Annotated in this window: 22 protein-coding genes; 10 read left to right on the top strand and 12 right to left on the bottom strand. The window is 60.8% G+C overall.

The features are described from left to right. Positions 1-93: 93 nt before the first annotated feature. Complete coding sequence (locus tag BM416_RS17880) at positions 94-1,053, bottom strand: CgnE/CgnB domain-containing protein (protein WP_027605575.1); 960 nt, start codon at positions 1,051-1,053, stop codon at positions 94-96. 73 nt (positions 1,054-1,126) lie between these two features. Then, positions 1,127-1,264 (bottom strand): hypothetical protein, encoded by a 138-nt coding sequence (locus tag BM416_RS30620; protein ID WP_003175756.1) that lies wholly within the window; start codon positions 1,262-1,264, stop codon positions 1,127-1,129. Positions 1,265-1,902: 638 nt separating this feature from the next. Here BM416_RS30620 and BM416_RS17870 point away from each other — a divergent pair. Then, complete coding sequence (locus tag BM416_RS17870; protein WP_092488923.1) at positions 1,903-3,324, top strand: amino acid permease; 1,422 nt, start codon at positions 1,903-1,905, stop codon at positions 3,322-3,324. Between the two features lie 65 nt (positions 3,325-3,389). Here BM416_RS17870 and BM416_RS17865 read toward each other — a convergent pair whose 3' ends face one another. Further along, positions 3,390-3,764, bottom strand: coding sequence for a cytochrome c (locus BM416_RS17865; protein WP_027605578.1), 375 nt, complete (start codon positions 3,762-3,764; stop codon positions 3,390-3,392). Between the two features lie 70 nt (positions 3,765-3,834). On the opposite strand from BM416_RS17865, the gene arfB reads away from it, so the two are divergent. Continuing rightward, positions 3,835-4,248, top strand: coding sequence for an alternative ribosome rescue aminoacyl-tRNA hydrolase ArfB (gene arfB, locus BM416_RS17860; RefSeq protein WP_017139168.1), 414 nt, complete (start codon positions 3,835-3,837; stop codon positions 4,246-4,248). On the opposite strand, the gene BM416_RS17855 is transcribed toward arfB, so the two are convergent. From BM416_RS17855 to BM416_RS17850, 3 genes are all read right to left on the bottom strand, one after another. Further along, positions 4,245-5,441 (bottom strand): MFS transporter, encoded by a 1,197-nt coding sequence (locus BM416_RS17855; RefSeq protein ID WP_092488922.1) that lies wholly within the window; start codon positions 5,439-5,441, stop codon positions 4,245-4,247. The genes arfB and BM416_RS17855 overlap by 4 nt on opposite strands. Before the next feature lie 104 nt (positions 5,442-5,545). After that, positions 5,546-5,719 carry a hypothetical protein gene (locus BM416_RS30615; RefSeq protein WP_175539081.1) on the bottom strand — a complete coding sequence of 58 codons (174 nt, stop codon included), beginning with the start codon at positions 5,717-5,719 and terminating at the stop codon, positions 5,546-5,548. Between the two features lie 367 nt (positions 5,720-6,086). Next, positions 6,087-6,398: an Mpo1-like protein gene (locus BM416_RS17850; protein WP_027605580.1), complete on the bottom strand. Its 312-nt coding sequence runs from the start codon at positions 6,396-6,398 to the stop codon at positions 6,087-6,089. 163 nt (positions 6,399-6,561) lie between these two features. On the opposite strand from BM416_RS17850, the gene BM416_RS17845 reads away from it, so the two are divergent. Beyond that, the gene (locus tag BM416_RS17845) at positions 6,562-7,620 is read left to right on the top strand and encodes an AraC family transcriptional regulator (RefSeq protein WP_092488921.1); all 1,059 of its coding nucleotides are present in this window, start codon (positions 6,562-6,564) and stop codon (positions 7,618-7,620) included. On the opposite strand, the gene BM416_RS17840 is transcribed toward BM416_RS17845, so the two are convergent. The 6 genes from BM416_RS17840 to BM416_RS17810 all read right to left on the bottom strand — a co-directional run bounded on the left by BM416_RS17840 (position 7,577) and on the right by BM416_RS17810 (position 15,081). Next, a complete protein-coding gene (locus BM416_RS17840; RefSeq protein WP_027605582.1) occupies positions 7,577-9,031 on the bottom strand; it encodes a TrkH family potassium uptake protein in 1,455 nt (484 codons plus the stop codon). The two genes, BM416_RS17845 and BM416_RS17840, sit on opposite strands and share 44 nt — an antisense overlap. 169 nt (positions 9,032-9,200) lie before the next feature. Beyond that, positions 9,201-10,544: an imelysin family protein gene (locus tag BM416_RS17835; protein WP_065939141.1), complete on the bottom strand. Its 1,344-nt coding sequence runs from the start codon at positions 10,542-10,544 to the stop codon at positions 9,201-9,203. Between the two features lie 126 nt (positions 10,545-10,670). Then, positions 10,671-12,722, bottom strand: a complete 2,052-nt coding sequence (locus BM416_RS17830; protein WP_092488920.1) for a putative bifunctional diguanylate cyclase/phosphodiesterase — start codon at positions 12,720-12,722, stop codon at positions 10,671-10,673. 577 nt (positions 12,723-13,299) lie between these two features. Beyond that, positions 13,300-13,896: a superoxide dismutase gene (locus BM416_RS17820; RefSeq protein WP_003212997.1), complete on the bottom strand. Its 597-nt coding sequence runs from the start codon at positions 13,894-13,896 to the stop codon at positions 13,300-13,302. Between the two features lie 178 nt (positions 13,897-14,074). Then, the gene (locus BM416_RS17815) at positions 14,075-14,674 is read right to left on the bottom strand and encodes a LysE/ArgO family amino acid transporter (protein WP_027605585.1); all 600 of its coding nucleotides are present in this window, start codon (positions 14,672-14,674) and stop codon (positions 14,075-14,077) included. A gap of 5 nt (positions 14,675-14,679) precedes the next feature. After that, positions 14,680-15,081, bottom strand: coding sequence for an ACT domain-containing protein (locus BM416_RS17810; RefSeq protein WP_092488918.1), 402 nt, complete (start codon positions 15,079-15,081; stop codon positions 14,680-14,682). Between the two features lie 100 nt (positions 15,082-15,181). Between BM416_RS17810 and BM416_RS17805 the strand changes: the two genes are divergently transcribed. From BM416_RS17805 to BM416_RS17775, 7 genes are all read left to right on the top strand, one after another. Beyond that, positions 15,182-16,075, top strand: coding sequence for a LysR family transcriptional regulator ArgP (locus BM416_RS17805; RefSeq protein WP_092488917.1), 894 nt, complete (start codon positions 15,182-15,184; stop codon positions 16,073-16,075). 52 nt (positions 16,076-16,127) lie between these two features. Next, positions 16,128-17,126 (top strand): NAD-dependent epimerase/dehydratase family protein, encoded by a 999-nt coding sequence (locus tag BM416_RS17800; protein WP_027605588.1) that lies wholly within the window; start codon positions 16,128-16,130, stop codon positions 17,124-17,126. Positions 17,127-17,253: 127 nt separating this feature from the next. Further along, a complete protein-coding gene (locus BM416_RS17795) occupies positions 17,254-18,099 on the top strand; it encodes an ATPase (protein ID WP_065925930.1) in 846 nt (281 codons plus the stop codon). 150 nt (positions 18,100-18,249) lie between these two features. Then, positions 18,250-19,509, top strand: a complete 1,260-nt coding sequence (locus BM416_RS17790) for a D-mannose isomerase (protein ID WP_092488916.1) — start codon at positions 18,250-18,252, stop codon at positions 19,507-19,509. Positions 19,510-19,613: 104 nt separating this feature from the next. Then, positions 19,614-20,900 (top strand): ABC transporter substrate-binding protein, encoded by a 1,287-nt coding sequence (locus BM416_RS17785; RefSeq protein WP_027605591.1) that lies wholly within the window; start codon positions 19,614-19,616, stop codon positions 20,898-20,900. An 80-nt stretch (positions 20,901-20,980) separates the two neighbouring features. After that, complete coding sequence (locus BM416_RS17780; protein WP_003175732.1) at positions 20,981-21,889, top strand: carbohydrate ABC transporter permease; 909 nt, start codon at positions 20,981-20,983, stop codon at positions 21,887-21,889. Then, entirely contained in the window at positions 21,882-22,727 is an 846-nt protein-coding gene (locus tag BM416_RS17775) for a carbohydrate ABC transporter permease (RefSeq protein WP_027605592.1), read from the top strand. Before BM416_RS17780 ends, BM416_RS17775 begins: the two co-directional genes overlap by 8 nt. Positions 22,728-22,729 lie beyond the last annotated feature (2 nt).

Genomic DNA, 22,729 nt, shown 5'->3' with positions numbered 1-22,729 from the left:
GTTGGCGTTTTTTTTTGCCTTGGAATACAGGTAAAACATGTGGGATGGGGCTTGCTCCCACAGTTGGTTCTCCATCATTTTCAAGTTCGGTGTTCAGAACGCAAAAGTGCCGTCAAACACCGGTTTGTCATCCAGCGCCAACACCCCACTGGCAAAGATCAGGTCCAGGTGATGGCTGCCTTTCTGCCCGCCACCCAAGCCCAGGTGCAAGCCGCAATGGCGCTCCTCGAACCCGGCATTGCGCGCGTACAGGTCCTTCACCCCTTCATTGGTGCCAATCCCCAGTTCCTCCACCCGGCGATTGGACGGGTTGGCATTCAGGTATTTATTGAAGTCGTCGGCCAGCCCCGGCACGTCACTGGCCACGCTGCAGATGGTCGAGTTTTCGATCCACAGTTCCAGCGGTGACTGCAGCACGCCGTACTTGCGTGCGAAGGGGATGGTGCTGAGAAAGGTGCCGACAAACCGCACCTGGCCATTGATGGCTTCGCTGTGGGTGGCGATTTCGCCGGGGGCCAGGTCGTGGTTGCCGATGCCGTTGATATTGGTCCACTTCTTGATGCTGCTCATGGGCGCCTGCAGGCGTGAGCCGTGTTTGTCGGTAAAACTCAGCACAGCGGCTTGGGACATGCGCCGGATCAGCGTGGCGTTGAGGTCGGCGATGCGCTGCGGCTCGACGCTGAAGGTGTCGTAGAAATAGTCGCCGTAATCCTTGAACAGCAGGGATTTCTTCCAGTGTTCGGCCATCACGCCTTGCAGGGCACGGATAAAGTCCGGGCCTTCGGCGCGCGGGTTGGGCAGGGTGGAGGAATCGTAGAGGAACAGGTACAGGTCGCAGGCTTCGATGGCCTGCGCCAGGCTGTCGCTGTCGGCCAGGTCCAGGCGCTGCACCTGGAAGTTGAAACGGGCGGCGCTGCTCTGGGCGATCGCCTGGGCGATGGCGTCGTAGCGCTCGGTGTGGCCCAGCAGCACGGTGGGGCAGTTCAGGCCGCCGAGGGCCGGATGGTGTGCAAGGTAGTAGAGAAAGTGTTCAACGGCGCGGGCCTTGTCCATGACGTATGTCCTTGTGTGCCTTGGGTAAGGAGGCAGGTGCCGTGCACAGCACCTGCCGAATACGTGCCGGGTGTCAGAACGGCCACATCGCCGTGCCAAATGGCACCACGGCATCGGCTTGCATCATTTCAACGGCGGCCTCGTGGGTCGGCGCTTCAAACCAATCGTCGAGTTGCAGTTCGGTTTCCAGGTCGTTTTCCAGTGCTTGCATGGTGTATCTCCTAGAGGACGTTGTTTGAGAACGGCTTGCCAGCGGGCTTCGCTGGGCAAGTGAAAGAACCTAGGTGAGAGTGTTTGGTAATGCAAAAAATTTATTGACACGGTCTCATTTGGATTTTTTCTTCTGTTTTTTCGCCGGCTTTTTTTCTTCAGGAAATACAGTGAGCTGGCGTCGCTAATGGTGATGAATTTTCTTACCGCCATTTTTTCAAAAACTCACAGCTGTAACGCCGATTTTCCATGCTGTAACGATTAATTTACGTGTAGCTCGCGGCATGATTGGCCTATTTACCGCTGTAAGGAATACCTGACAGATCGTCGCACGTGCTCTGCGGGTACGGCTTGAAGCTGTCGAGCGGTGTACAATGCGCCGCGTTTTACTGTGACCCCCTTGCGTAACCACGCAAAAGGCCAAGACCTCAGGGTTTACCCACCCTGATCACTCCGCCTGGCCACGAGCCCGGCGGGTTCGATTTCGTCACAGATAAAAACAAACAGGTGACGCATGACCGTTAGAAAGACGCTGTACTCCTGGTGCCTGCGCTGGGGTTTGAGCGGCGCTGCTTGAGTCGGTAATTCAAGGCAGCAACCTGCATTCAACATCATCAAACCTTGCGTGAGACCCTTTTCATGAGTGAACCCCATTGCTCTTCAGGCGAGTTGAAACGCGGCCTGAAAAATCGGCATATCCAGTTGATCGCCCTCGGCGGCGCTATCGGCACCGGCCTGTTCCTGGGCTCGGCCGGCGTGCTCAAATCCGCCGGCCCGTCGATGATCCTGGGTTATGCCATCTGCGGCTTCATTGCCTTCATGATCATGCGCCAGCTCGGCGAAATGATCGTCGAAGAGCCGGTCGCCGGTTCCTTCAGCCACTTTGCCCACAAGTACTGGGGCGGTTTCGCCGGCTTCCTGTCGGGCTGGAACTGCTGGATCCTGTACATCCTGGTGGGCATGTCCGAGCTGACAGCCGTCGGCAAATACGTGCACTACTGGTGGCCGGAGATCCCGACCTGGGTCTCGGCGGCGGCGTTCTTCGTGCTGATCAACCTGATCAACCTGGCCAACGTCAAAGTCTTTGGCGAAGCGGAGTTCTGGTTCGCCATCATCAAGGTGGTCGCCATCGTCGGCATGATCGCCCTGGGCAGCTACCTGCTGGTCAGCGGCAGCGGCGGCCCGCAAGCCTCGGTGAGCAACCTGTGGGAACACGGCGGCTTCTTCCCCCATGGCGTCAGCGGCTTGGTGATGGCCATGGCGATCATCATGTTCTCCTTCGGCGGCCTGGAAATGCTCGGCTTTACCGCCGCCGAAGCCGACCAGCCACGCACCGTGATCCCCAAGGCGATCAACCAGGTGATCTACCGCATCCTGATCTTCTACATCGGCGCCCTGGTGGTGTTGCTGTCGCTGACGCCTTGGGACAGCCTGCTGGCCACCCTCAACGCCTCCGGCGATGCCTACAGTGGCAGCCCGTTCGTGCAGGTGTTCTCCATGCTGGGCAGCAACACCGCCGCGCATATCCTCAACTTCGTGGTGTTGACGGCGGCGTTGTCGGTGTACAACAGCGGCACCTACTGCAACAGCCGCATGCTGCTGGGCATGGCCGAGCAGGGTGATGCGCCCAAGGTGCTGGCCAAGATCGACAAGCGCGGCGTGCCGGTGCGTTCGATCCTCGCTTCGGCGGCGGTCACGCTGGTGGCGGTGTTGATGAACTACTTCATCCCGCAACATGCCCTGGAACTGCTGATGTCCCTGGTGGTGGCCACGCTGGTGATCAACTGGGCGATGATCAGTTTCTCCCACCTCAAGTTCCGCCAGCACATGAACCGCACCGGCCAGGTGCCGTTGTTCAAGGCGCTGTGGTACCCGTACGGCAACTACGTGTGCCTGGCGTTCGTGGTGTTTATCCTGGTGATCATGCTGATGATTCCGGGGATCCAGGTGTCGGTGTACGCGATCCCGCTGTGGGTGGCGTTCATGGCGGTGTGTTATTGGATCAAGAACAAGCGCAGTGCTGAAGCGGCGTTGAGCACCGCGAGTGCGGCGTTGAAGTAAACAGGCGCCTACCTGGAAAACCCCGCATCCTGTATAGGGCGCGGGGTTTTTGCATTTTGAAGCCGTCAACTTTTTGAAATCACACCGCTCATGTATTCATTCAAGTCGCGAAAATCCTTAACGTTCCAGGCATGCGGCGCGACCTTCACCCCATTCTCGCGCAGCGTTTTTGGGATCAGGTCTCCATTCGGGCGAAGTATGACCGACGACACAATCACGCCCGGATAAGCCGCCAGCCGTTTTTTGAAGGCAGGGGTTGTCAGGTCAGGTGTAGGCGGGTTGCTTTTATTGGCCAACGGCCCCGTTGCCTTGAGGTCTGGCCCGTGGCACATGGCGCAGCGCTGTGAATAGAGGTTTTTGCCATTGGCATTATCTGCAAAGGACAGTGACGTTTGAATGAGTGATAAGGTGCCGAGCAAAGTGATCAATAGTCTTTTCATTGTCATGCGTCCTTGTTGTTGAGGTTGTTGTCCTGATTGGGCGTGTCTGTTGCCTAGGGTTTATTGAGTGATGCTGGTTATTTCCAACAACGTGCACCTGCCCGACGCCGAAATCGAGTTGACCGCCATCCGCGCCCAGGGCGCCGGCGGGCAGAACGTCAACAAGGTGTCGAGCGCGGTGCACCTGCGGTTTGATATTCCGGCGTCGTCGCTGCCGGCGTTCTACAAGGAGCGACTGCTGGCACTGCGTGACAGCCGTATCACCAGCGAAGGCGTGCTGGTGCTCAAGGCCCAGCAGTACCGGACCCAGGAACAGAACCGCGCCGACGCGCTGGAGCGCCTGGTGGAGTTGATCCTCAGTGCCACCAAGGTCGAGAAGAAGCGCCGCCCGACCAAGCCCACCCTGGGCTCGAAAAAGCGGCGCCTGGAATCCAAGACCAAGCGCGGCAGCATCAAGGCCGGGCGCGGCAAGGTTGATTTCTAGGCCTCGCGCGTTTCACGGGCCTTGGGTGCTTGCCGGTACAGGTAGACACTCAGCAGCAGCCCACCGAGGGCGGCGAGGGCGGCGAAGAGGAAGATCGACGCAAAGCCGAAACCTGCCGCCACAGCCCCGGCCAGCGGCCCGGTAATGCCCAGCGACAGGTCGATAAACAGCGAATAGGCGCCCACCGCCGAACCCCGGCTGGATGCGGGCACCAGGTTGACCGCCTCCACCCCCAGCGCCGGAAATACCAGGGAAAAGCCGAAACCGCTCAACGCCGCGCCGGCCAGGGCCAGGATGGCATCCGGCGCCAACCACAACAGCAGCAGGCCGAGGATCTCCACCGACAGGCAGGCGATCGCCACGCGAAAGCCGCCGATACGGTTGATCAAGTTGCCGAACAGCAGGCGTGCACCGATAAAGCTGGCGCCGAACAGGCTCAATGCCCACACCGCGTTATCCCAATGCTGGGTGGTGTAATACAGGGTGATAAAGGTGGCGATGGTGCCAAAGCCGATGGAGCCCAGGGCCAGCGCGCAGCCGTGGGGCAATACCCGGCCCAGGACGTTCATGAACGGTAGGCGCACGCCGGCGACGATGGGGGCGGCCACTTTGTTCCAGGCCAGCAGCACGCCGACGACCGCCAGCAGGATAATGCTGACACCCATGCTCCACAGTCCGAAATTCCGCACCAGCAGCACACCCAACGGCGCACCGACCGCCAGCGCGCCGTAACTGGCGATACCGTTCCACGAAATGACCTTGGCGGTATTGGCCGCGCCCACCCGGCCAATGCCCCAGCCGATGGCGCCTGAGCCCACCAGGCTTTCTGCGCTGCCCAGCACCAATCGACCGATGAGCAGGCTGGCCAGGCTGACGGCCGGCACGCTTGAAAACCACGCCGCAAGCAACATGAACACGCCACTCAAGCCGCAGCCCACCAGGCCGATCAGCACCGCCCGCTTGCTGCCCAGGTTATCGATGATTTTACCGGCATACGGGCGGCTCAGCAGCGTGGCCAGGTACTGCACGCTGATCACCAGGCCGGCGATTACCGCGCCGTAGCCCAGTTCGCTGTGGACATAGCCCGGCAATACGGCCAGGGGAATGCCGATATTCAGGTAGCCGATAAAGGTGAACAACACGATGGAAACAACTTGCAGCGTGACCGCCATGGGGCGCTGGGTATCTGGCATGGGAGAGGTCCACTGTCGCAGCAGGTAAAGATAGGCTGCTAATGATACCGGGGCTTGGGCGTGCGCAGGGCGGTAAAACGCAAAAACGTCAGATCAAAAAGACGTCAGGCTGGAATGGGGGCGAGTAATCGGGTGGTGACCAGGGCGGCCAGGGCGTTTTCCTGGGTGCCGAAGCGCTTGAGCAGCAAGGCTTGTTTGTCTGCGCTGAGGCGGTTCCACACGTCGACCATCTGCAGGGCGGTGTCGAGTACGGCGGTGTCCGGGAGGGTGTCTGTCATGGCGGGTACCTCGGTGTGATTCAGGCAGTGTGGAAAGCGTTCAAAGGTACGCTTTCCACACGGTCTGGTACGGCGTCAGTCCTGGCTCTTGCTGTCGACTGGTTTTGCTTCTTTGGCCTCAGGCTGCTTCGCGCTGGCCTGCTGCGGTGTTGGCTGCTCAGTTTCGTGCAGGCTTGGGAAGGGGAGATTAGGTATCTCGTGCATCGTCGTCGCTCCTCGCAAAGTCTGTTTTTTTCAATCGCAGGTGATTCCGCGCTCTCAAAAAGCCTTGGCAGGATACAGCACTGTAAATGACAAAAAGACTTTTATATCGCCGGGTGTACGAACCTTTTATCGTTTTTACGCAAGTGACAAGAGGTCACATCGTTCAGAACGGAACCTTGCCGAGGATCATGTCGCGGTACATCACAAAATCCCCCAGCAGGCTGTAGAACGGGTGCTGGAAGGTCGCCGGACGGTTCTTTTCGAAGAAGAAGTGCCCGATCCAGGCAAAACTGTAACCGGCAATCGGCACGGCCAATAACAGTCCCAGTGAGCCTCGGCCGATGGCATAGGCCAGGATGCCGATCACCAGGGTAGTGCCGATAAAGTGCAGGCGCCGGCAGGTGCTGTTGCCGTGCTCAGTCAGGTAATAGGGGTAAAACTCGGCAAAGCTATTGAATCGCTTGAGGTTTTCCACTGTGGCCGGCCCTTTGATTGTTGTGCCGCCCAACAGTTGTTCGGCGGGGAGCTTATTTGAGTCTAGAGTGATCAGTGGTAACAGCCAGTGACAATAGATGCCACTTTAGTATCCTTGGCTTTCCTGGCTGCCGTTTTGAGCCTGCTTTATTCAAGAAGACGCCATGAGCGAACGAACAACTTCTGCAAGCTGGGCGATGGGGATAGTCAAGGCACTGGAAATGGACGGCCTGGATTGCCGCGTCTTGTTCAAGCAACTGGGCCTGGACTACGCCGCCCTGAGTGACCCCGATGCGCGGTTCCCGCAGGACTCCATGACCCGCCTGTGGCAGCGCGCGGTCGAGCTGTCGGGCAACCCGGCGATTGGCCTGAACATGGGCAAGGTGGTGCGCCCGGCGTCGTTTCATGTGGCCGGTTACGCCTTGATGTCCAGCAACACCCTGGCCGAAGGCTTTATGCGTCTGGTGCGTTACCAGCGGATCATCGCCGAAAGCGCCGACTTGAGTTTTCGACTATTACCTGAAGGCTATGCGCTGATTCTTACGGTGCATGGCGATCATCTTCCGCCGACCCGACAAAGCGCCGAAGCCTCCCTGGCCTGTGCGTTGGCGCTGTGCGGCTGGCTCACCGGGCGGACCCTGCAACCCCGAAAAGTGCTGTTGCAGGGCGATCAACCGGGGGACCTGACCCCCTATAAACAAGCGTTCCATGCCCCGCTGGAGTTCGATGCGCCGTATGACGCGCTGATCTTTGAGCGCGCCGACATGGACGCGCCGCTGCCCACGGCCAACGAGGCCATGGCGCTGTTGCACGATCGATTTGCCGGTGAGTACCTGGCGCGGTTCTCCGAAAGCCGCGTGACCCACAAGGCGCGGCAGGTGCTGTGCCGGCTGCTGCCCCAGGGCGAACCCAAGCGCGAAGTGGTGGCCCAGACCCTGCACCTGTCCCAGCGCACCTTGCAGCGGCGCCTGCAGGAAGAAGGCACGAGTTTCCAGACCCTGCTCGACGACACCCGCCGCGAACTGGCCGAGCAGTACCTGGCGCAGCCGAGCATGACCCTGTTGGAGATTGCCTACCTGCTGGGCTTTGCCGACCCGAGCAACTTCTTTCGCGCGTTTCGCCGCTGGTTCGATGCCACGCCCGGCGAATACCGGGCGCGACTGCAGGACGCGTCGACGGTCAGTGACGCCAGAATGCAGGAATGCACAGAACAAAGACTGTGATGATTTCCAGCCGGCCCAGCAGCATGCCCAGGGACAGGATCCACTTGGCCGCATCCGGCAGGCTGGCGAAGTTGCCGGCCGGGCCAATGGTTTCCCCCAGGCCCGGGCCGACGCCGGACACGGTGCTGGCCGCGCCGGTGAGTGCGGTCATCCAGTCCAGGCCGAGCAGCGACAAGGCCAGGGCGATGGCGCAGATGGTGATGGCGAAGAAAAACGAAAAGGTCAGGATCGAACGCACGATCTCTTCGTCGAGGCGGTGGCCGTTGTACTTCTGCTTGATTACCGCGCGCGGGTGAATCAGTTGGTTCAAGTTGGCCTTGAGCAGGATATAGGCGACCTGGAAGCGGAAAATCTTGATCCCGCCCGCCGTGGAGCCCGAACAGCCACCGATGAAGCCCAGGTAGAAAAACAGCATCAGTGAGAAATTGCCCCACAGGCTGTAGTCCCCCAGTGCAAAACCGGTGGTGGTCACTACCGATGTGACGTTCAACGCCACATGGCGCAGTGCATCCAGCCAATGCAGGTTGGTGGTCCACCAGTACCAAGTGCCGAGCACCAGCCAGGTCACCAGCAACAAACCAAGCAAGCCCTGTACTTGCTGATCCTTGATCAATGCCTTGCGATTACCCCGCAAGGTGGCCACGTACAGGGTGAACGGCAAGCTGCCGAGGATCATCACCACCACCGCCACCCAGTGCACCGCCGGTTGTTTCCAGTGCGCCAGGGATTCGTCGGAGGTGGAGAACCCACCGGTGGAAATCGCCGACATCGCATGGTTGATCGCATCGAACAGGCCCATGCCGGCCCACCAGAACGCCAGGCTGCCGAGGATGGTGATGCCGACGTAGGCCGCCACGATCAGCCGCGCCACCATGTGCGAGCGGGGCATGACCTTCTCCGAGCGGTCCGAGGATTCGGTCTGGAACAGGCGCATGCCACCGATACGCAGCAGCGGCAGGATCGCCACCGCCATGCCGATAAAGCCGATGCCGCCGAGCCAGTGCAGCAGCGAGCGCCACATCAGAATGCCGGGTGACAGGGTGTCCAGGCCGCTCAGCACCGTGGAGCCGGTGGCGGTGATGCCGGACATGCTTTCGAAAAACGAGTCGGTGTAGCTGATGTGCTGGGTCAGCAGGAACGGCAGCGCGGCGAATACGCATACCACCACCCAACTGCTGACCGTGAGCAGGTACATGTCTCGCGGACGCAGGTGCACGTGTTCGGGACGCCCGGGAATCACCAGGGCAAGCCCGGCGACAAAAGTGATCAGGCTGGCCCAGAGGAACGAGGGCAGGTCGCTGGTCCGTTCGAAAATCACCAGGGTCGCCATGGGCACGACCATGGCGATCGCAAGGGTGATCAGGAAGATGCCGATGATGAAACCGATGATGCGTAGGGTCGGCAACGCCATGAAGTGAGCTCGAAATAGGGCAGAGGCGCCATTCTACCTGGGGGGCCGGGCATGTAAACCGGGCCTTGAAAGCGACGCAAATCAAATGTGGGAGGGGGTGGTGGTACTACTGTGAAAGGCAGGTAAAAAAAAGGCGACCCGAAGGCCGCCTCATTCAACACCGCACTGATCAGAATTCGTGATCAGCGTTATCCGGGTTCAGGTCGCTGATGCCCAGCTTGCCTGCCGCGGCCTCGATCGAACCGGTCTGCTTGACCAGGGCGGCGATGGCGTCACGCACGATCTGGTTGCCCGCGTCGTTACCGGCCGCGATCAACTGGTCGTAGTGTTCCCCCTTGTTGGCATGATCAACCATGACCTGGATTTTCGCTTCGGTCGCCGCCAGGTCCGCTTTCAGCGCGGTATCGGCAGCCGGGTCGGCCTTGGCCACCAGGGACGACAGGCTGGCGCCGGTCAGTTTGGTGCCGTCGACGCGGGTGTACTCGCCCAGGTAGACGTTGCGGATGCCCTTGGCGTCGTAGAAGTGCGAGTAATGGGTGTTGTCGCTGAAGCAGTCCTGTTCGTCTTCCGGCGAGTTGGCTTCCAGGGAAACCTTCATGCGTTCACCGGCCAGTTCGCCCAGGGACAGGCTGCCCATGCCGAACAACATTTTGCGCAGGCCGTCGGTGGCAGGTTCTGCCTCCAGGGTGGCGCGGTAGTTGTCTTCGACGTTGGGTTTCCAGTTGCCGACCATTTCCTGCAGGTCGCTGACCAGCAGTTGGGTCACGGCGGTCAGGTAGGCGCGACGGCGCTCGTTGTGGCCGCCGGTTGCGCCGTCGCCGGTCAGGTAGTCCGACGCAGGGCGGTTGCCGGCGCCCGGGCCGGTGCCGTTCAGGTCCTGGCCCCAGAGCAGGAATTCGATGGCGTGGTAGCCGGTGGCGACGTTGGCTTCGGAACCGCCCAGCTCATTGAGGCTGGCGAGTTTTTCCGGGGTGATGTCCTTCACGTCGACCTTGTCTTCGCCGACCTGGATCTCGGTGTTGGCGATGATGTTGGCGGTAGCGCCCGGGTTGCCCAGGGCGTGTTCGTAGGATGTGTCGACGTAGTCGATCAGGCCTTCGTCCAGGGGCCAGGCGTTCACCTGACCTTCCCAGTCATCGATGATGGTGTTGCCGAAGCGGAACACTTCGCTCTGCAGGTACGGAACGCGCGCGGCAACCCAGGCGGCGCGGGCGGCCTTCAGGGTTTCGTCGTTCGGTTTGGCGAGGAAGGCGTCGATTGCGGTTTGCAGGGTTTTTGCCGTGGACTCGGCATCGCTGTACACCGCGAAGACCATGTCGGCGTAATGCGCAACCACGGCCTTGGCGGCCGCTTCGTCGACCTGGCCGGCAGGGGTGGCAGCCGCTGGAGCGGTGGTGCTGGCAGCCGGGGTCGGCGCCTGGTTTGCTGCGGGCTTGTCTTTACCTTCGCCGCAACCGGCGAGAGAAATGGCAATGGCCAGCAGACTGGCGGTGGCCAGGGGCATACGAATCATGGCGAACATCCTGCTTCGGTTGTTGATGGGCGCGCGGGGGTCGCGCAAAACTGCGACATAATGCGAAAGATTTGCATTTTGTGTAAAGGGTTATACGCGGGAAATATTCAGTATCGTTTTGCCCGGTCAGAGAATGGCCGCGCCATTGCGCTCGGCCTGCTTCAAAAAAGCCGCCAACTCCCGGGCCGGCAGGGGTTTGCTGTAGTAGTAACCCTGACCTTCATGGCAACCCTCGGAGATGATGTAGGCCTCCTGCTCCGCGGTTTCCACGCCTTCCGCGATGACCTGCATGCCCAGGCTTTTGCCCAGTTGGATAATCGCGCGAACGATGGTGGCATCGTCATCGTCGTCCAGCAGGTCCTGGACGAAGCTTTTGTCGATCTTGATCTTGTCCAGGGGCAGGCTCTTCAAATAGCTCAAGGAGGAATAGCCGGTGCCGAAATCATCAATCGCGATCAATGCCCCGGAGCGGCGCAGGCTCAACAGGTGTTGGGCGGCGGTGCTGATGTCTTCCATCAGGCCGGTCTCGGTGACTTCCAGCTCCAGGCTGCGCGGCGGCAGGCGGTAGATCTGCATCAGGTTGTTGACCACCCGTGGCAGCTCGGTGTGGTGCAACTGCACGGTGGACAGGTTGACCGCCATGCGCAGTTCGGTGAAGCCCAGGTCATGCCATTCGCGCAATTGTCGACAGGCCTGGTCCAGTACCCATTCGCCAATCGGAATAATGGTGCCGTTCTGTTCTGCCAGCGGGATGAACAGGTCCGGCGGCACCAGGCCGTGTTCCGGGTGCTGCCAGCGGATCAGGGCTTCTACGCCTACCACACGCTGGTCGCGATAGCTGATCTGTGGCTGGTAGACCAGGTGGAACTGGTCGCGGCTGAGGGCGTCGCGCAGGTCTTTTTCCAGCTCGCGGCGGCGGCGCATTTCGCTGTCGACGCTGGCGATATAGAACTGATAGCGGTTGCGAGAGCGGCTCTTGGCCAGGGTCATGGTCTGTTCGGCTTTTTGCAGCAGCTTCTCGGTGCTGTCGCCATCTTCGGGAAACAAGGTGATGCCGATGGTGGCGCGCAGGCGAATTTCCTCGTGGTCGAGGGCGAACTCCGCCTCCAGGTCGTCGAGGATGCTTTGCGCCAGTTCGGCCGCTTCGTAGGGCTGGTCGATATCGGCCTGTACCAGCGCGAACTGGTCGCCCCCCAGGCGGGCGAGGGCGCCGAGGCGACCGCTGTGGGCGCGCAGACGATCGGCCAGGGCCAGCAGCAATTTGTCGCCGGCCTGGTAGGTGAACTGCTCGTTGACGCTTTTGAAGTCATCCAGTCCCACGCACAGCACCGCTACGCGGCGCTGGCGGCGGCCGGCGTCGATGAGGATCTTGTCCAGTTGCTCCTGCAGTTTCTGGCGGTTGGGCAGGCCGGTGAGAAAATCGTACTGGGCCATGCGCAGCAGGCTGGATTCCGCCTCATGGCGCAGGTGGGTGTTGCGCTCGATGGATTCGAGCAACTGGTTGGCGGTGTTGATCCACAACCCCAACTCGTTGCGCTCGTGGCCCTTGAGTTGCGGGATCTTGTGCTCGCTGGGGCGGTCCGGGTTGATCGATGTGAGGTGCTCGATAATCCGCGACAGCGGCTTGGTCAGCAGCCAGTGGTAGACCAGGTACAGCACCAGGCCCATGGCCAGGGCGCGTAACACGCCGGAAATGAAGATGATCACCGAACTGACAATAAAGCCCTGGCCATAGGTGGCGGTATCGAGGGTAATGCTCAGGTCGCCGTAATACTCGCTGTAGGGGCCTTTGCCGACCAATGAAGTGGTGAAGGTGCGTTCCCGGCCAAGAATCAGGTCGGTGAGCCAGCGGCTGGGGGAGTGCTGCAAGGCACGGCTTTTTTCTGCCAGCATGGTTTCGTTGGGATGGCCGATGGAGGCCATGCGCACCGCCTCGTCCTGGAACAGCCCCTCTATCACCTGCATGCCCATCTCGCGGTCCAGGCTATAGACGGCCTGGGTCGAGGGGTCGCGAAACATGTCGAGAATGCGCTGGGCATCACCGGCCACGGCCTGGCGCGTCTTGTAGGCATCGAAAACGATCTGCGCCACGCTCAGCGTCACGCCCACGATCAACGCCGACAGCAGCACGACCCGTAGCAACTTCACCGACAAGCTGTTTTTGAGTTCCAGCTTCAAAGGGGCATTCCTTGTCTCATGCGGGTGGCCTTCAATATGCCATGAGTATTGGCAATCTGGTGATGGCAGTCAAAGGAACATTGCGGCTGGGGGGGGCTGGAGTCTATCGAAGGGCGTTCGAGAGGGGAGAGGGCGGATGATATCCGCCGCTCTCTTGCACAACACAGGGTTCAGGCGATCGCCTGATAGGCACTCTACGCGGGATCGTCAGCAGGTTTATTAACCGTTAAATCGGTCTAACGTCGGATGTACGTCCTCACCTGGTTTTCCGGAGGCTCCCCCTTGGTCTCCGCCCCCGCCCGCCAAACTTGTGAGCAGTTGCATCCCCATTTCCATCCCCTCTCCCAATAGTGGGTTGGCCGCTGAGAGGCCCGCCGACAACAAGTCACCACCACCCATTCCGGGCATACCAGCACCAGCCATAATTGCCACTCCTGAAAATAAACGAGAGAGTTATTTCTCTCACCGCTTGGGTGGCAGGTTCGTGCCGGTGAGTTCCACGTTTCCTGAGTGGGGTTCTTTTTTCAGGCATAAAAAAGCCCGGCAATCGCCGGGCTCTTTCTACTGCAAGCGTCGCTTAGGCAGTGAAGGTCTTGCCTTCGAACTGCTCAGCCACGAACTTCCAGTTGACCAGGTTCCAGAACGCCTCCACATACTTTGGACGTACGTTGCGGTAGTCGATGTAGTAGGCGTGTTCCCACACGTCGCAGGTCAGCAGCGGGGTGTCGCCGCTGGTCAGCGGGTTGCCGGCGCCGATGGTGCTGGCCAGGGCCAGGGAACCGTCAGCCTTTTTCACCAGCCAGCCCCAACCGGAACCGAAGGTGCCGACGGACGTCTTGGTGAATTCTTCCTTGAACTTGTCGAACGAACCGAACGCGGCGTTGATGGCTTCAGCCAGCGCGCCGGTAGGTTGGCCGCCGGCGTTTGGTGCCAGGCAGTTCCAGTAGAAGGTGTGGTTCCAGACCTGAGCGGCGTTGTTGAAGATGCCGCCCGAAGAAGACTTGACGATTTCTTCCAGGGTCTTGCCTTCGAACTCGGTGCCTGGCACCAGGTTGTTCAGGTTCACGACATAGGTGTTGTGGTGCTTGTCGTGGTGGTATTCCAAGGTTTCCTTGGAGATGTGCGGCTGCAGGGCATCGTGTGCGTAGGGCAGCGGCGGCAATTCGAAAGCCATGATGATTCTCCTAATCAGGTCAGTTGCGGTGAGCGCAAGGCCGATCACGGGCGGCCAAACAAGCGCCGGGGAGTTTGTACTCTTTGCGGCGCAGGGTCCGGATCATAGCACCGGGGGTGCGGCAAAACCACGCAACAACTGTGTGGGATAGAGGTTCCAGAGCGTTTTGGAATATTCATCAGGCGCTGATCAATTGATAGGCCACGCTGAACATCATCACTGCTACCAACAGGTCCAACAGGCGCCATGTCGCCGGGCGTGCCAGCCACGGCGCCAACCAGGCCGCGCCGAGCGCCAGGGTGGCGAACCACAGCAACGACGCGCTGGCGGCCCCGGCCACGTAGGCGCCGGGTTCGGTTTGCTGTGCGCCCAACGAGCCGATCAGCAGCACCGTGTCCAGGTACACATGAGGATTGAGCAACGTGACCGCCAGGGCACTGAGCAATACAGCGCGCAATGAGCGGACCTTGAGGTCGCCCCCTTGCTCCAGGCCCTGTGTCGAAAACGCCCGGCGCAGCGCCAGGGTGCCGTACCACAGCAGGAACGCGGCGCCGCCCCAGCGGGCAATTGCCAGCAGCAGCGGGTTTTGTGCCAGCACCGTCGCCAGGCCGAATACCCCGGCGGCCACGAGCAAGGCGTCACACACCACGCACAACGCCGCCACTGGCAGGTGATGTTCACGGCGCAGGCTTTGCGCCAATACAAATGCGTTTTGCGTGCCGATGGCCATGATCAACCCCAGGGCCACCAATAATCCGTTCAAATAGCTTTGCCACATAACCATTACTCCGAAGTCGCTGCCAGTTGCCGCAATACGTCCATGGCTCGCTCGGCATCCGCGCGGCCGACGAACAGGTGGTCGTGGTAGTAGCCGGCGATCACGTTGCAACTGATCCCGGCCTTGCCGAGTGCGCTGGCGAAGGCGGCCGTCAGGCCCACGGCTTGCAGCGCTGAATGCACATTCAGGGTGATCCACGCCGCGATGTAGTCGAATGCCAGCCCGGCCTGTTCCGCCTGCCCGCGCTCCAGGATCAGGGTCAGGCCTTCCTGTTCGCGAAAGCTGCCGATGGCCTCGCAACCGGCCGGGATACGATGGTCAGGCAGGGTGCAGAACACATAGTCACCGTCATTGAGCTGCGGGCTCATGCTGCGCAGAAGGGTTGCCAGGGCGGTTTCGCCAGCCATGCTGAAGGGTCCTTATAAAGAGAGAAGCGATGCTGGCTATTCTCATGGCCCAGGCTGTATAAGAAAAACCAATATTGCTGATCGCTCATTAGAGAAACTGATGTTCGACTATAAATTGCTTTCCGCCCTGGCGGCGGTGGTGGAACAGGCCGGCTTCGAGCGCGGTGCCCAGGTATTGGGGCTGTCGCAATCGGCGATTTCCCAGCGCATCAAGTTATTGGAAGCACGCATCGGCCAGCCGGTGCTGGTGCGGGTTACGCCGCCGACGCCCACCGATATCGGTCGGCGTTTGCTTAACCATGTGCAGCAGGTGCGGCTGCTGGAGCGCGACTTGCAAAGCCAGGTGCCGGCGCTGGACGAAGAAGGCATGCCTGAGCGCCTGCGCATCGCCCTGAATGCCGACAGCCTGGCCACTTGGTGGGCCGAGGCGGTGAGCGATTTTTGTGCCGAGCAGCATTTGCTGCTGGATCTGGTCGTAGAAGACCAGACGGTGGGGCTCAAGCGGATGCGTGCCGGCGAGGTGGCCGCCTGCATTTGCGCCAGCGAGCGCCCGGTGGCCGGAGCCCGCAGTCTGTTGCTCGGCGCCATGCGTTATCGGGCGTTGGCCAGCCCGGCATTTGTTGCACGGCATTTCCCCGAAGGTGTGCGTGCCGACCAACTGGCGCACACACCGGCGCTGGTGTTTGGCCCGGATGATTTCCTGCAGCATCGCTATTTGGCGTCTCTGGGCGTGGACGGTGGTTTCGAACACCATTTATGCCCATCGTCCGAAGGCTTTATCCGCCTGGCGGAAGCCGGGCTCGGCTGGGGGCTGGTGCCTGAACTGCAGGTGCGCGTCCAGCTGGAAAAAGGCGTGCTGGTCGAGTTGATGCCAGATAAGCCCATCGATGTGCCGTTGTACTGGCATCATTGGCGCAGCGGCGGGCAGTTGTTGAGCCTGTTGACCGACCACCTGGCCCAAGCCTGTGGACAATGGTTGGTGCCGTTGGACTGATGGCGGTCGTCAAGGCAACAGCGATGAAAAATGAAAGGACACGGGGTAATACATGAAGATTCTGGTCACCGGCGCAAGCGGCTTCATCGGCGGGCGCTTTGCGCGTTTCGCCCTGGAGCAGGGCCTGGACGTGCGGGTCAACGGGCGGCGCGCCGAGGGCGTGGAGCACCTGGTTCGGCGCGGTGCCGAGTTTATCCAGGGTGACTTGAGTGACGCCGACCTGGTGCGCGACCTGTGCCGCGATGTCGAAGCCGTGGTGCATTGTGCAGGCGCCGTGGGCTTGTGGGGGAAGTACCAGGACTTCCATCAAGGCAACGTGCTGGTGACTGAAAACGTTGTGGAAGCCTGCCTCAAGCAACGCGTGGGCCGTCTGGTGCACCTGTCGTCGCCGTCGATCTACTTCGACGGGCGCGATCACCTCGGGTTGACCGAAGAGCAAGTCCCCAAGCGCTTCAAGCATCCCTATGCGGCCACGAAGTACCTGGCCGAACAGAAAGTGTTCGGCGCCCAGGAGTTCGGCCTCGAGGTGCTGGCCCTGCGCCCGCGGTTCGTCACCGGTGCCGGTGACATGAGTATTTTCCCGCGCCTGTTGAAGATGCAGCGCAAGAACCGCCTGGCTATCGTCGGCGACGGTCTCAACAAGGTCGACTTCACCAGTGTGCACAACCTCAACGAAGCGCTGCTCAGCAGTTTGCTGGCCACCGGTTCGGCCCTGGGCAAGGCCTACAACATCAGCAACGGCACGCCGGTGCCGGTGTGGGATGTGGTCAATTACGTGATGCGCCAAATGGAGTTGCCCCAGGTGACCCGTTATCGCTCCTACGGCTTGTCCTACAGCGTGGCGGCGCTTAACGAAGCCTTTTGCGCAATGTGGCCCGGTCGTCCGGAGCCAGCGTTATCGCGCCTGGGCATGCAGGTAATGAACAAAGATTTCACCCTCGACATCAGCCGGGCCAGGCATTATCTGGATTATGAGCCCAAGGTCAGCCTGTGGACCGCCCTCGACGAGTTCTGCAGTTGGTGGAAGGCCCAGGATCCCGGGTTCAAATAAGGTCACAACAGGCAACACATCGGGAACCGAATTCCAGGTTCCGGGTCGATCAACGCGATGGGGTTGGGGTTTATACTCCCGTCGCTCGGCTTTCCAGCCGGCTAACTCACTGATTCAGGGTTGATTCATGCGTAACGATGCCAAAGACGATTTCGACAACATTCCCAGCCTGCGGGCCGATCTTGGGGATGACGATGATTTCGAACCTTCCCCGGCCACCTCGGTGCGTTCGCGCAACACGCCCGTGGTCAAGGTCAAGGGCGCCAGCACCGGCCCGCTGTGGGCATTGATCGGCGCGCTGCTGATCGCCTTCGCCGGCCTGGCCTGGTGGAGCTTCCAGCAGATCTCCCTGATGGGCCAGCAGTTGGTTGCCACCCAGGAAAGCTTTGCGCGCATCAGCGAAGAAGCGGCAGGGCGCCTGCAGGACATTTCCGGCAAGGTCGTAGCCAGTGAAGCCAATGTGAACAACGGCAGCGAAGCACTGAAACTGCAGATCAAACAGCTGGAAACCCAGTTGCTGGAGCAGGGCAAGCAGCAGCTCGGCGTTGCCGGCCAGGCCACGGAGCTGGACAAGCGCCTGGCGCAAATGACTGCCAGCACCACTGAGCTGTCGAGCGCCAATGCCAAGCTGCAGGGCCAGGTGCAAGCCTTGACCGATGCAGTGGCCACCCTGAAGGCTGCGCAGGGCGATGCCGGCAAACGCGATACCGAGATAAAGGAATTGGTCGCTGATGTGGCTGCCTTGAAAAAGCAAGGTAACCCGAGCGCAGCCATCGCCCGTCTTGAGCAGGATCTCGTGGTACTCAAAAGCGCCCAGGACAGCCAGCCAGCCAACAGCGATGCGCCGACCAACAAGGAGTTCGACGTGTTCCGCATCCAGACCACCCGCAATATCACCACCTTGCAGAGCCAGGTGCAGAACCTGAATCAGCGCCTGAATGCGCCGGCGGCTGTCACGCCGCTCGGCCAGTAATATCGGGCCTGTGGCAGCCCGCTCGCCACAGGCCGACTAAGCGGCTTGAATGTCACCATCTGGTGACATTTCCCATCCCCTTCGTTACTTGCCCCCACCTCGCCCTTGTTTAGACTCCGGTCATCCCACAAACAATAATAAGGGCCACCCATGACCACGCGACCACTGCCTGCCAGCAGTTGGCTGAATGCACCTGCCCATCACGCCTGGCTCGCCGCCGAAGGGCAGCGCCTGCTGGCCTTTGCCAAGGCCTCCCGTCTGCCTGAGGGTTTTGGCAACCTCGACGACAGAGGCCAGTTGCCGGCCGATGCTCGCGCCGAAACCATGAATACCGCGCGCATGACCCACAGCTTCGCCATGGCCCATGCCATGGGCTTGCCGGGTTATGCCGAATTGGTGGCGCACGGGGTTGCGGCCCTGGGCGGACCTTTGCGTGACAGCGAACACGGTGGCTGGTTCGCCGCGCCCCAGGCCCTGGACGGCAACAGCGGCAAGGCGGCCTACCTGCATGCGTTTGTCGCCCTGGCCGCCAGCTCGGCCGTGGTGGCAGGCGCGCCCGGTGCGCAAAATCTGCTGAACGACGCCATCCATATCATCGACCAGTTCTTCTGGAGCGAAGAGGAGGGCGTGATGCTTGAATCCTTCGCCCGGGACTGGAGCGGCGTCGAAGCCTATCGCGGCGCCAACAGCAACATGCACGCCACCGAAGCCTTCCTGGCCCTGGCCGATGTCACCGCCGACACACGTTGGCTGGATCGAGCCCTGCGCATCGTCGAGCGAGTGATTCATACCCACGCCGCCGCCAACCAGTTCATGGTGATCGAGCATTTCGACGCACAATGGAAACCCCTGCTCGATTACAACGAAGACAACCCCGCCGATGGCTTCCGCCCGTATGGCATCACCCCTGGCCATGGCTTTGAGTGGGCGCGGCTGGTGCTGCACCTGGAAGCCGCGCGCCTGCAGGCCGGGCTGGCCACGCCGGACTGGCTGCTGAGCGCCGCCAAGGGCCTGTTCGCCAGCGCCTGCGACTATGCCTGGGCCGTGGATGGCGCCCCCGGTATCGTCTACACCCTGGACTGGAACCACCGCCCGGTCGTGCGCGAGCGCCTGCACTGGACCCACGCCGAAGCCAGCGCCGCTGCCCAGGCCTTGCTCAAACGCACGGGTGAGCTGCATTACGAAACCTGGTACCGGCGTTTCTGGGAGTTTTGCGACACCCATTTCATCGACCGCCTCCACGGCAGCTGGCACCACGAACTCAGCCCCCACAACCAGCCCAGCAGCACCATCTGGGGCGGTAAACCGGACCTGTACCATGCCTGGCAAGCGGTCGTGCTGCCTGCACTGCCCCTGGCACCGAGCATGGCCAGCGCTTTAGGCGCTGGGTGTTATGTCACCAAGTGGTGACATTTGTGCATCCCTTTGTTACCTGTGCTCGAAAAAACCATGTTTAAACTCCGTGCAGCGCAAGCTCCAGACTTGCATGCATAACAACAAGAAAAGGTATTCAGATGAACGCGATTAATCGCCTCGCCGTAGCTATTTCCGTTGCCTCGTTGTTTCCCCTCAGTGCATTTGCCGCCGACTCCAAAGGGACGGTTGAAGTTGTGCATTGGTGGACCTCGGGTGGCGAAAAAGCGGCTGTAGATGTCCTGAAGGCCCAAGTCGAGAAAGACGGCTTCACCTGGAAAGATGGCGCCGTCGCAGGTGGCGGTGGCGCTACTGCCATGACCGTGCTGAAAAGCCGCGCGGTCGCCGGCAACCCGCCAGGCGTTGCCCAGATCAAAGGCCCCGACATCCAGGAGTGGGCCTCTACCGGCCTGCTCGACACCGACGTCCTGAAGTCCGTCGCCAAAGACGAAAAATGGGATTCCCTGCTCGACAAGAAAGTCTCCGACACCGTGAAGTACGACGGCGACTACGTTGCCGTACCGGTCAACATCCACCGCGTGAACTGGCTGTGGATCAACCCGGAAGTCTTCAAGAAAGCCGGTATCACCAAGAACCCGACCACCCTCGAAGAATTCTACGCCGCCGGCGACAAGCTCAAGGCCGCGGGCTTCATCCCGCTCGCCCACGGTGGCCAGCCTTGGCAGGACAGCACCGTCTTCGAAGCGGTGGTCCTGTCGGTAATGGGCGCCGATGGCTACAAGAAAGCCCTGGTCGACCTGGATAATGCTGCGCTGACCGGCCCGGAAATGGTCAAGTCCCTGACCGAGCTGAAGAAAGTCGCGACCTATATGGACGTCGACGGCAAAGGCCAGGACTGGAACCTCGAAGCAGGCAAGGTCATCAACGGCAAGGCCGGTATGCAGATCATGGGTGACTGGGCCAAGTCGGAATGGACCGCCGCCAAGAAAGTCGCCGGCAAAGACTACGAGTGCGTAGCCTTCCCGGGCACCGACAAAGCCTTCACCTACAACATCGACTCCCTGGCGGTGTTCAAGCAGAAAGACAAAGGCACTGCCGCTGGCCAGCAGGACATCGCCAAAGTCGTGCTGGGTGAAAACTTCCAGAAGGTGTTCAGCATCAACAAGGGCTCGATCCCTGTTCGCAACGACATGCTGAACAAAATGGACTCGTACGGTTTCGACTCCTGCGCCCAGACCGCCGCCAAGGACTTCCTGGCTGACGCCAAGACCGGCGGCCTGCAGCCAAGCATGGCGCACAACATGGCCACCACCCTGGCGGTGCAAGGTGCGTTCTTCGATGTCGTGACCAACTACATCAATGACCCGAAAGCCGACCCGGCCGACACCGCCAAGAAACTCGGCGCTGCGATCAAGTCTGCCAAGTAACGGTTGACCTTGTGAGGGGGATCCCTGACCCCTCACAAGGCGTGCTTCTGTAGTCCTTTTTCCCTGTATTGGATTTCCCCATGAGTTCTGTTGCTGTGTTCAGCAAAGCCTCGCCGTTCGATGCACTGCAGCGCTGGCTACCCAAACTGGTGCTGGCGCCCAGCATGTTCATCGTGTTGGTGGGTTTCTACGGCTACATCCTGTGGACGTTTGTGCTCTCGTTCACCACCTCTACGTTCCTGCCAAGCTACAAATGGGCGGGTCTTGCGCAATACGAGCGGTTGTTCGACAACGACCGTTGGTGGGTGGCGAGCAAGAACCTGGCGCTGTTCGGCGGGATGTTCATCGGCATCACCCTGGTGATCGGCGTGACGCTGGCGATTTTCCTCGACCAGAAAATCCGCCGCGAAGGCTTTATCCGCACCATTTACCTGTACCCGATGGCGCTCTCGATGATCGTCACTGGTACCGCGTGGAAATGGCTGCTCAACCCGGGCATGGGCCTGGACAAACTCCTGCGTGACTGGGGCTGGGAAGGCTTCCGTCTCGACTGGCTGATCGACCCGGACCGCGTGGTCTACTGCCTGGTGATTGCCGCCGTGTGGCAAGCCTCCGGTTTCATCATGGCGATGTTCCTCGCCGGCCTGCGTGGGGTTGATCAGTCGATCATCCGTGCCGCCCAGATCGACGGCGCGAGCCTGCCGCGCATCTACTGGAGCGTGGTGCTGCCGAGCCTGCGTCCGGTGTTCTTCAGTGCGGTGATGATCCTGGCGCACATTGCGATCAAGAGCTTCGACCTGGTGGCGGCCATGACGGCCGGTGGCCCGGGCTATTCGTCCGACCTGCCCGCGATGTTCATGTACTCGTTCACCTTCAGCCGTGGCCAGATGGGCATGGGCTCGGCCAGTGCAATCCTGATGCTCGGTGCGATCCTCGCGATCATCGTGCCTTACCTCTACTCCGAGCTGAGGACCAAGCGTAATGACTAGTCTCGCTGCCAAACCTGCCATCAGCCTGAGCCGCATCGCGATCTACGCGGTGTTGATCCTCGCTGTACTGCTGTACCTGGTACCGCTGGTGGTGATGTTGCTCACCAGCTTCAAGACCCCGGAAGACATCAGCACCGGCAACCTGTTGAGCTGGCCGACCGTGGTCAGCGGCATCGGCTGGGTCAAGGCCTGGGCCACCGTGGATGGCTACTTCTGGAACTCGCTCAAGATCACCGTGCCGGCCGTGCTGATTTCCACCGCCATCGGTGCATTGAACGGTTATGTGCTGTCGTTCTGGCGCTTCCGTGGTTCGCAGCTGTTCTTCGGCTTGCTGTTGTTCGGCTGCTTCCTGCCGTTCCAGACCGTGCTGCTGCCCGCGTCGTTCACCCTCGGCAAGATGGGCCTGGCCAGCACCACCACCGGCCTGGTGTTTGTGCACGTGGTGTACGGCCTGGCGTTCACCACGCTGTTCTTCCGTAACTACTACGTGAGCATCCCGGATGCGCTGATCAAGGCGGCACGCCTGGACGGGGCCGGTTTTTTCACCATCTTCCGTCAGATCATTCTGCCGATGTCCACGCCGATCATCATGGTCTGCCTGATCTGGCAGTTCACCCAGATCTGGAACGACTTCCTGTTCGGTGTGGTGTTCTCCAGTGGCGACTCCCAGCCCATCACGGTGGCGCTGAACAACCTGGTCAACACCAGCACCGGGGCCAAGGAATATAACGTGGATATGGCGGCGGCGATGATCGCCGGGCTGCCGACCCTGCTGGTCTATGTGATCGCAGGCAAGTATTTCGTGCGCGGCCTGACGGCCGGCGCGGTCAAGGGGTAATC

Origin of the sequence: Pseudomonas sp. NFACC42-2 (assembly GCF_900116055.1) — a bacterium.
Taxonomy (GTDB): Bacteria; Pseudomonadota; Gammaproteobacteria; order Pseudomonadales; family Pseudomonadaceae; genus Aquipseudomonas; species Aquipseudomonas marginalis.
Note: the sequence above shows the minus strand (reverse complement) of the source record. Positions and strands in the feature narration are given on the sequence as shown.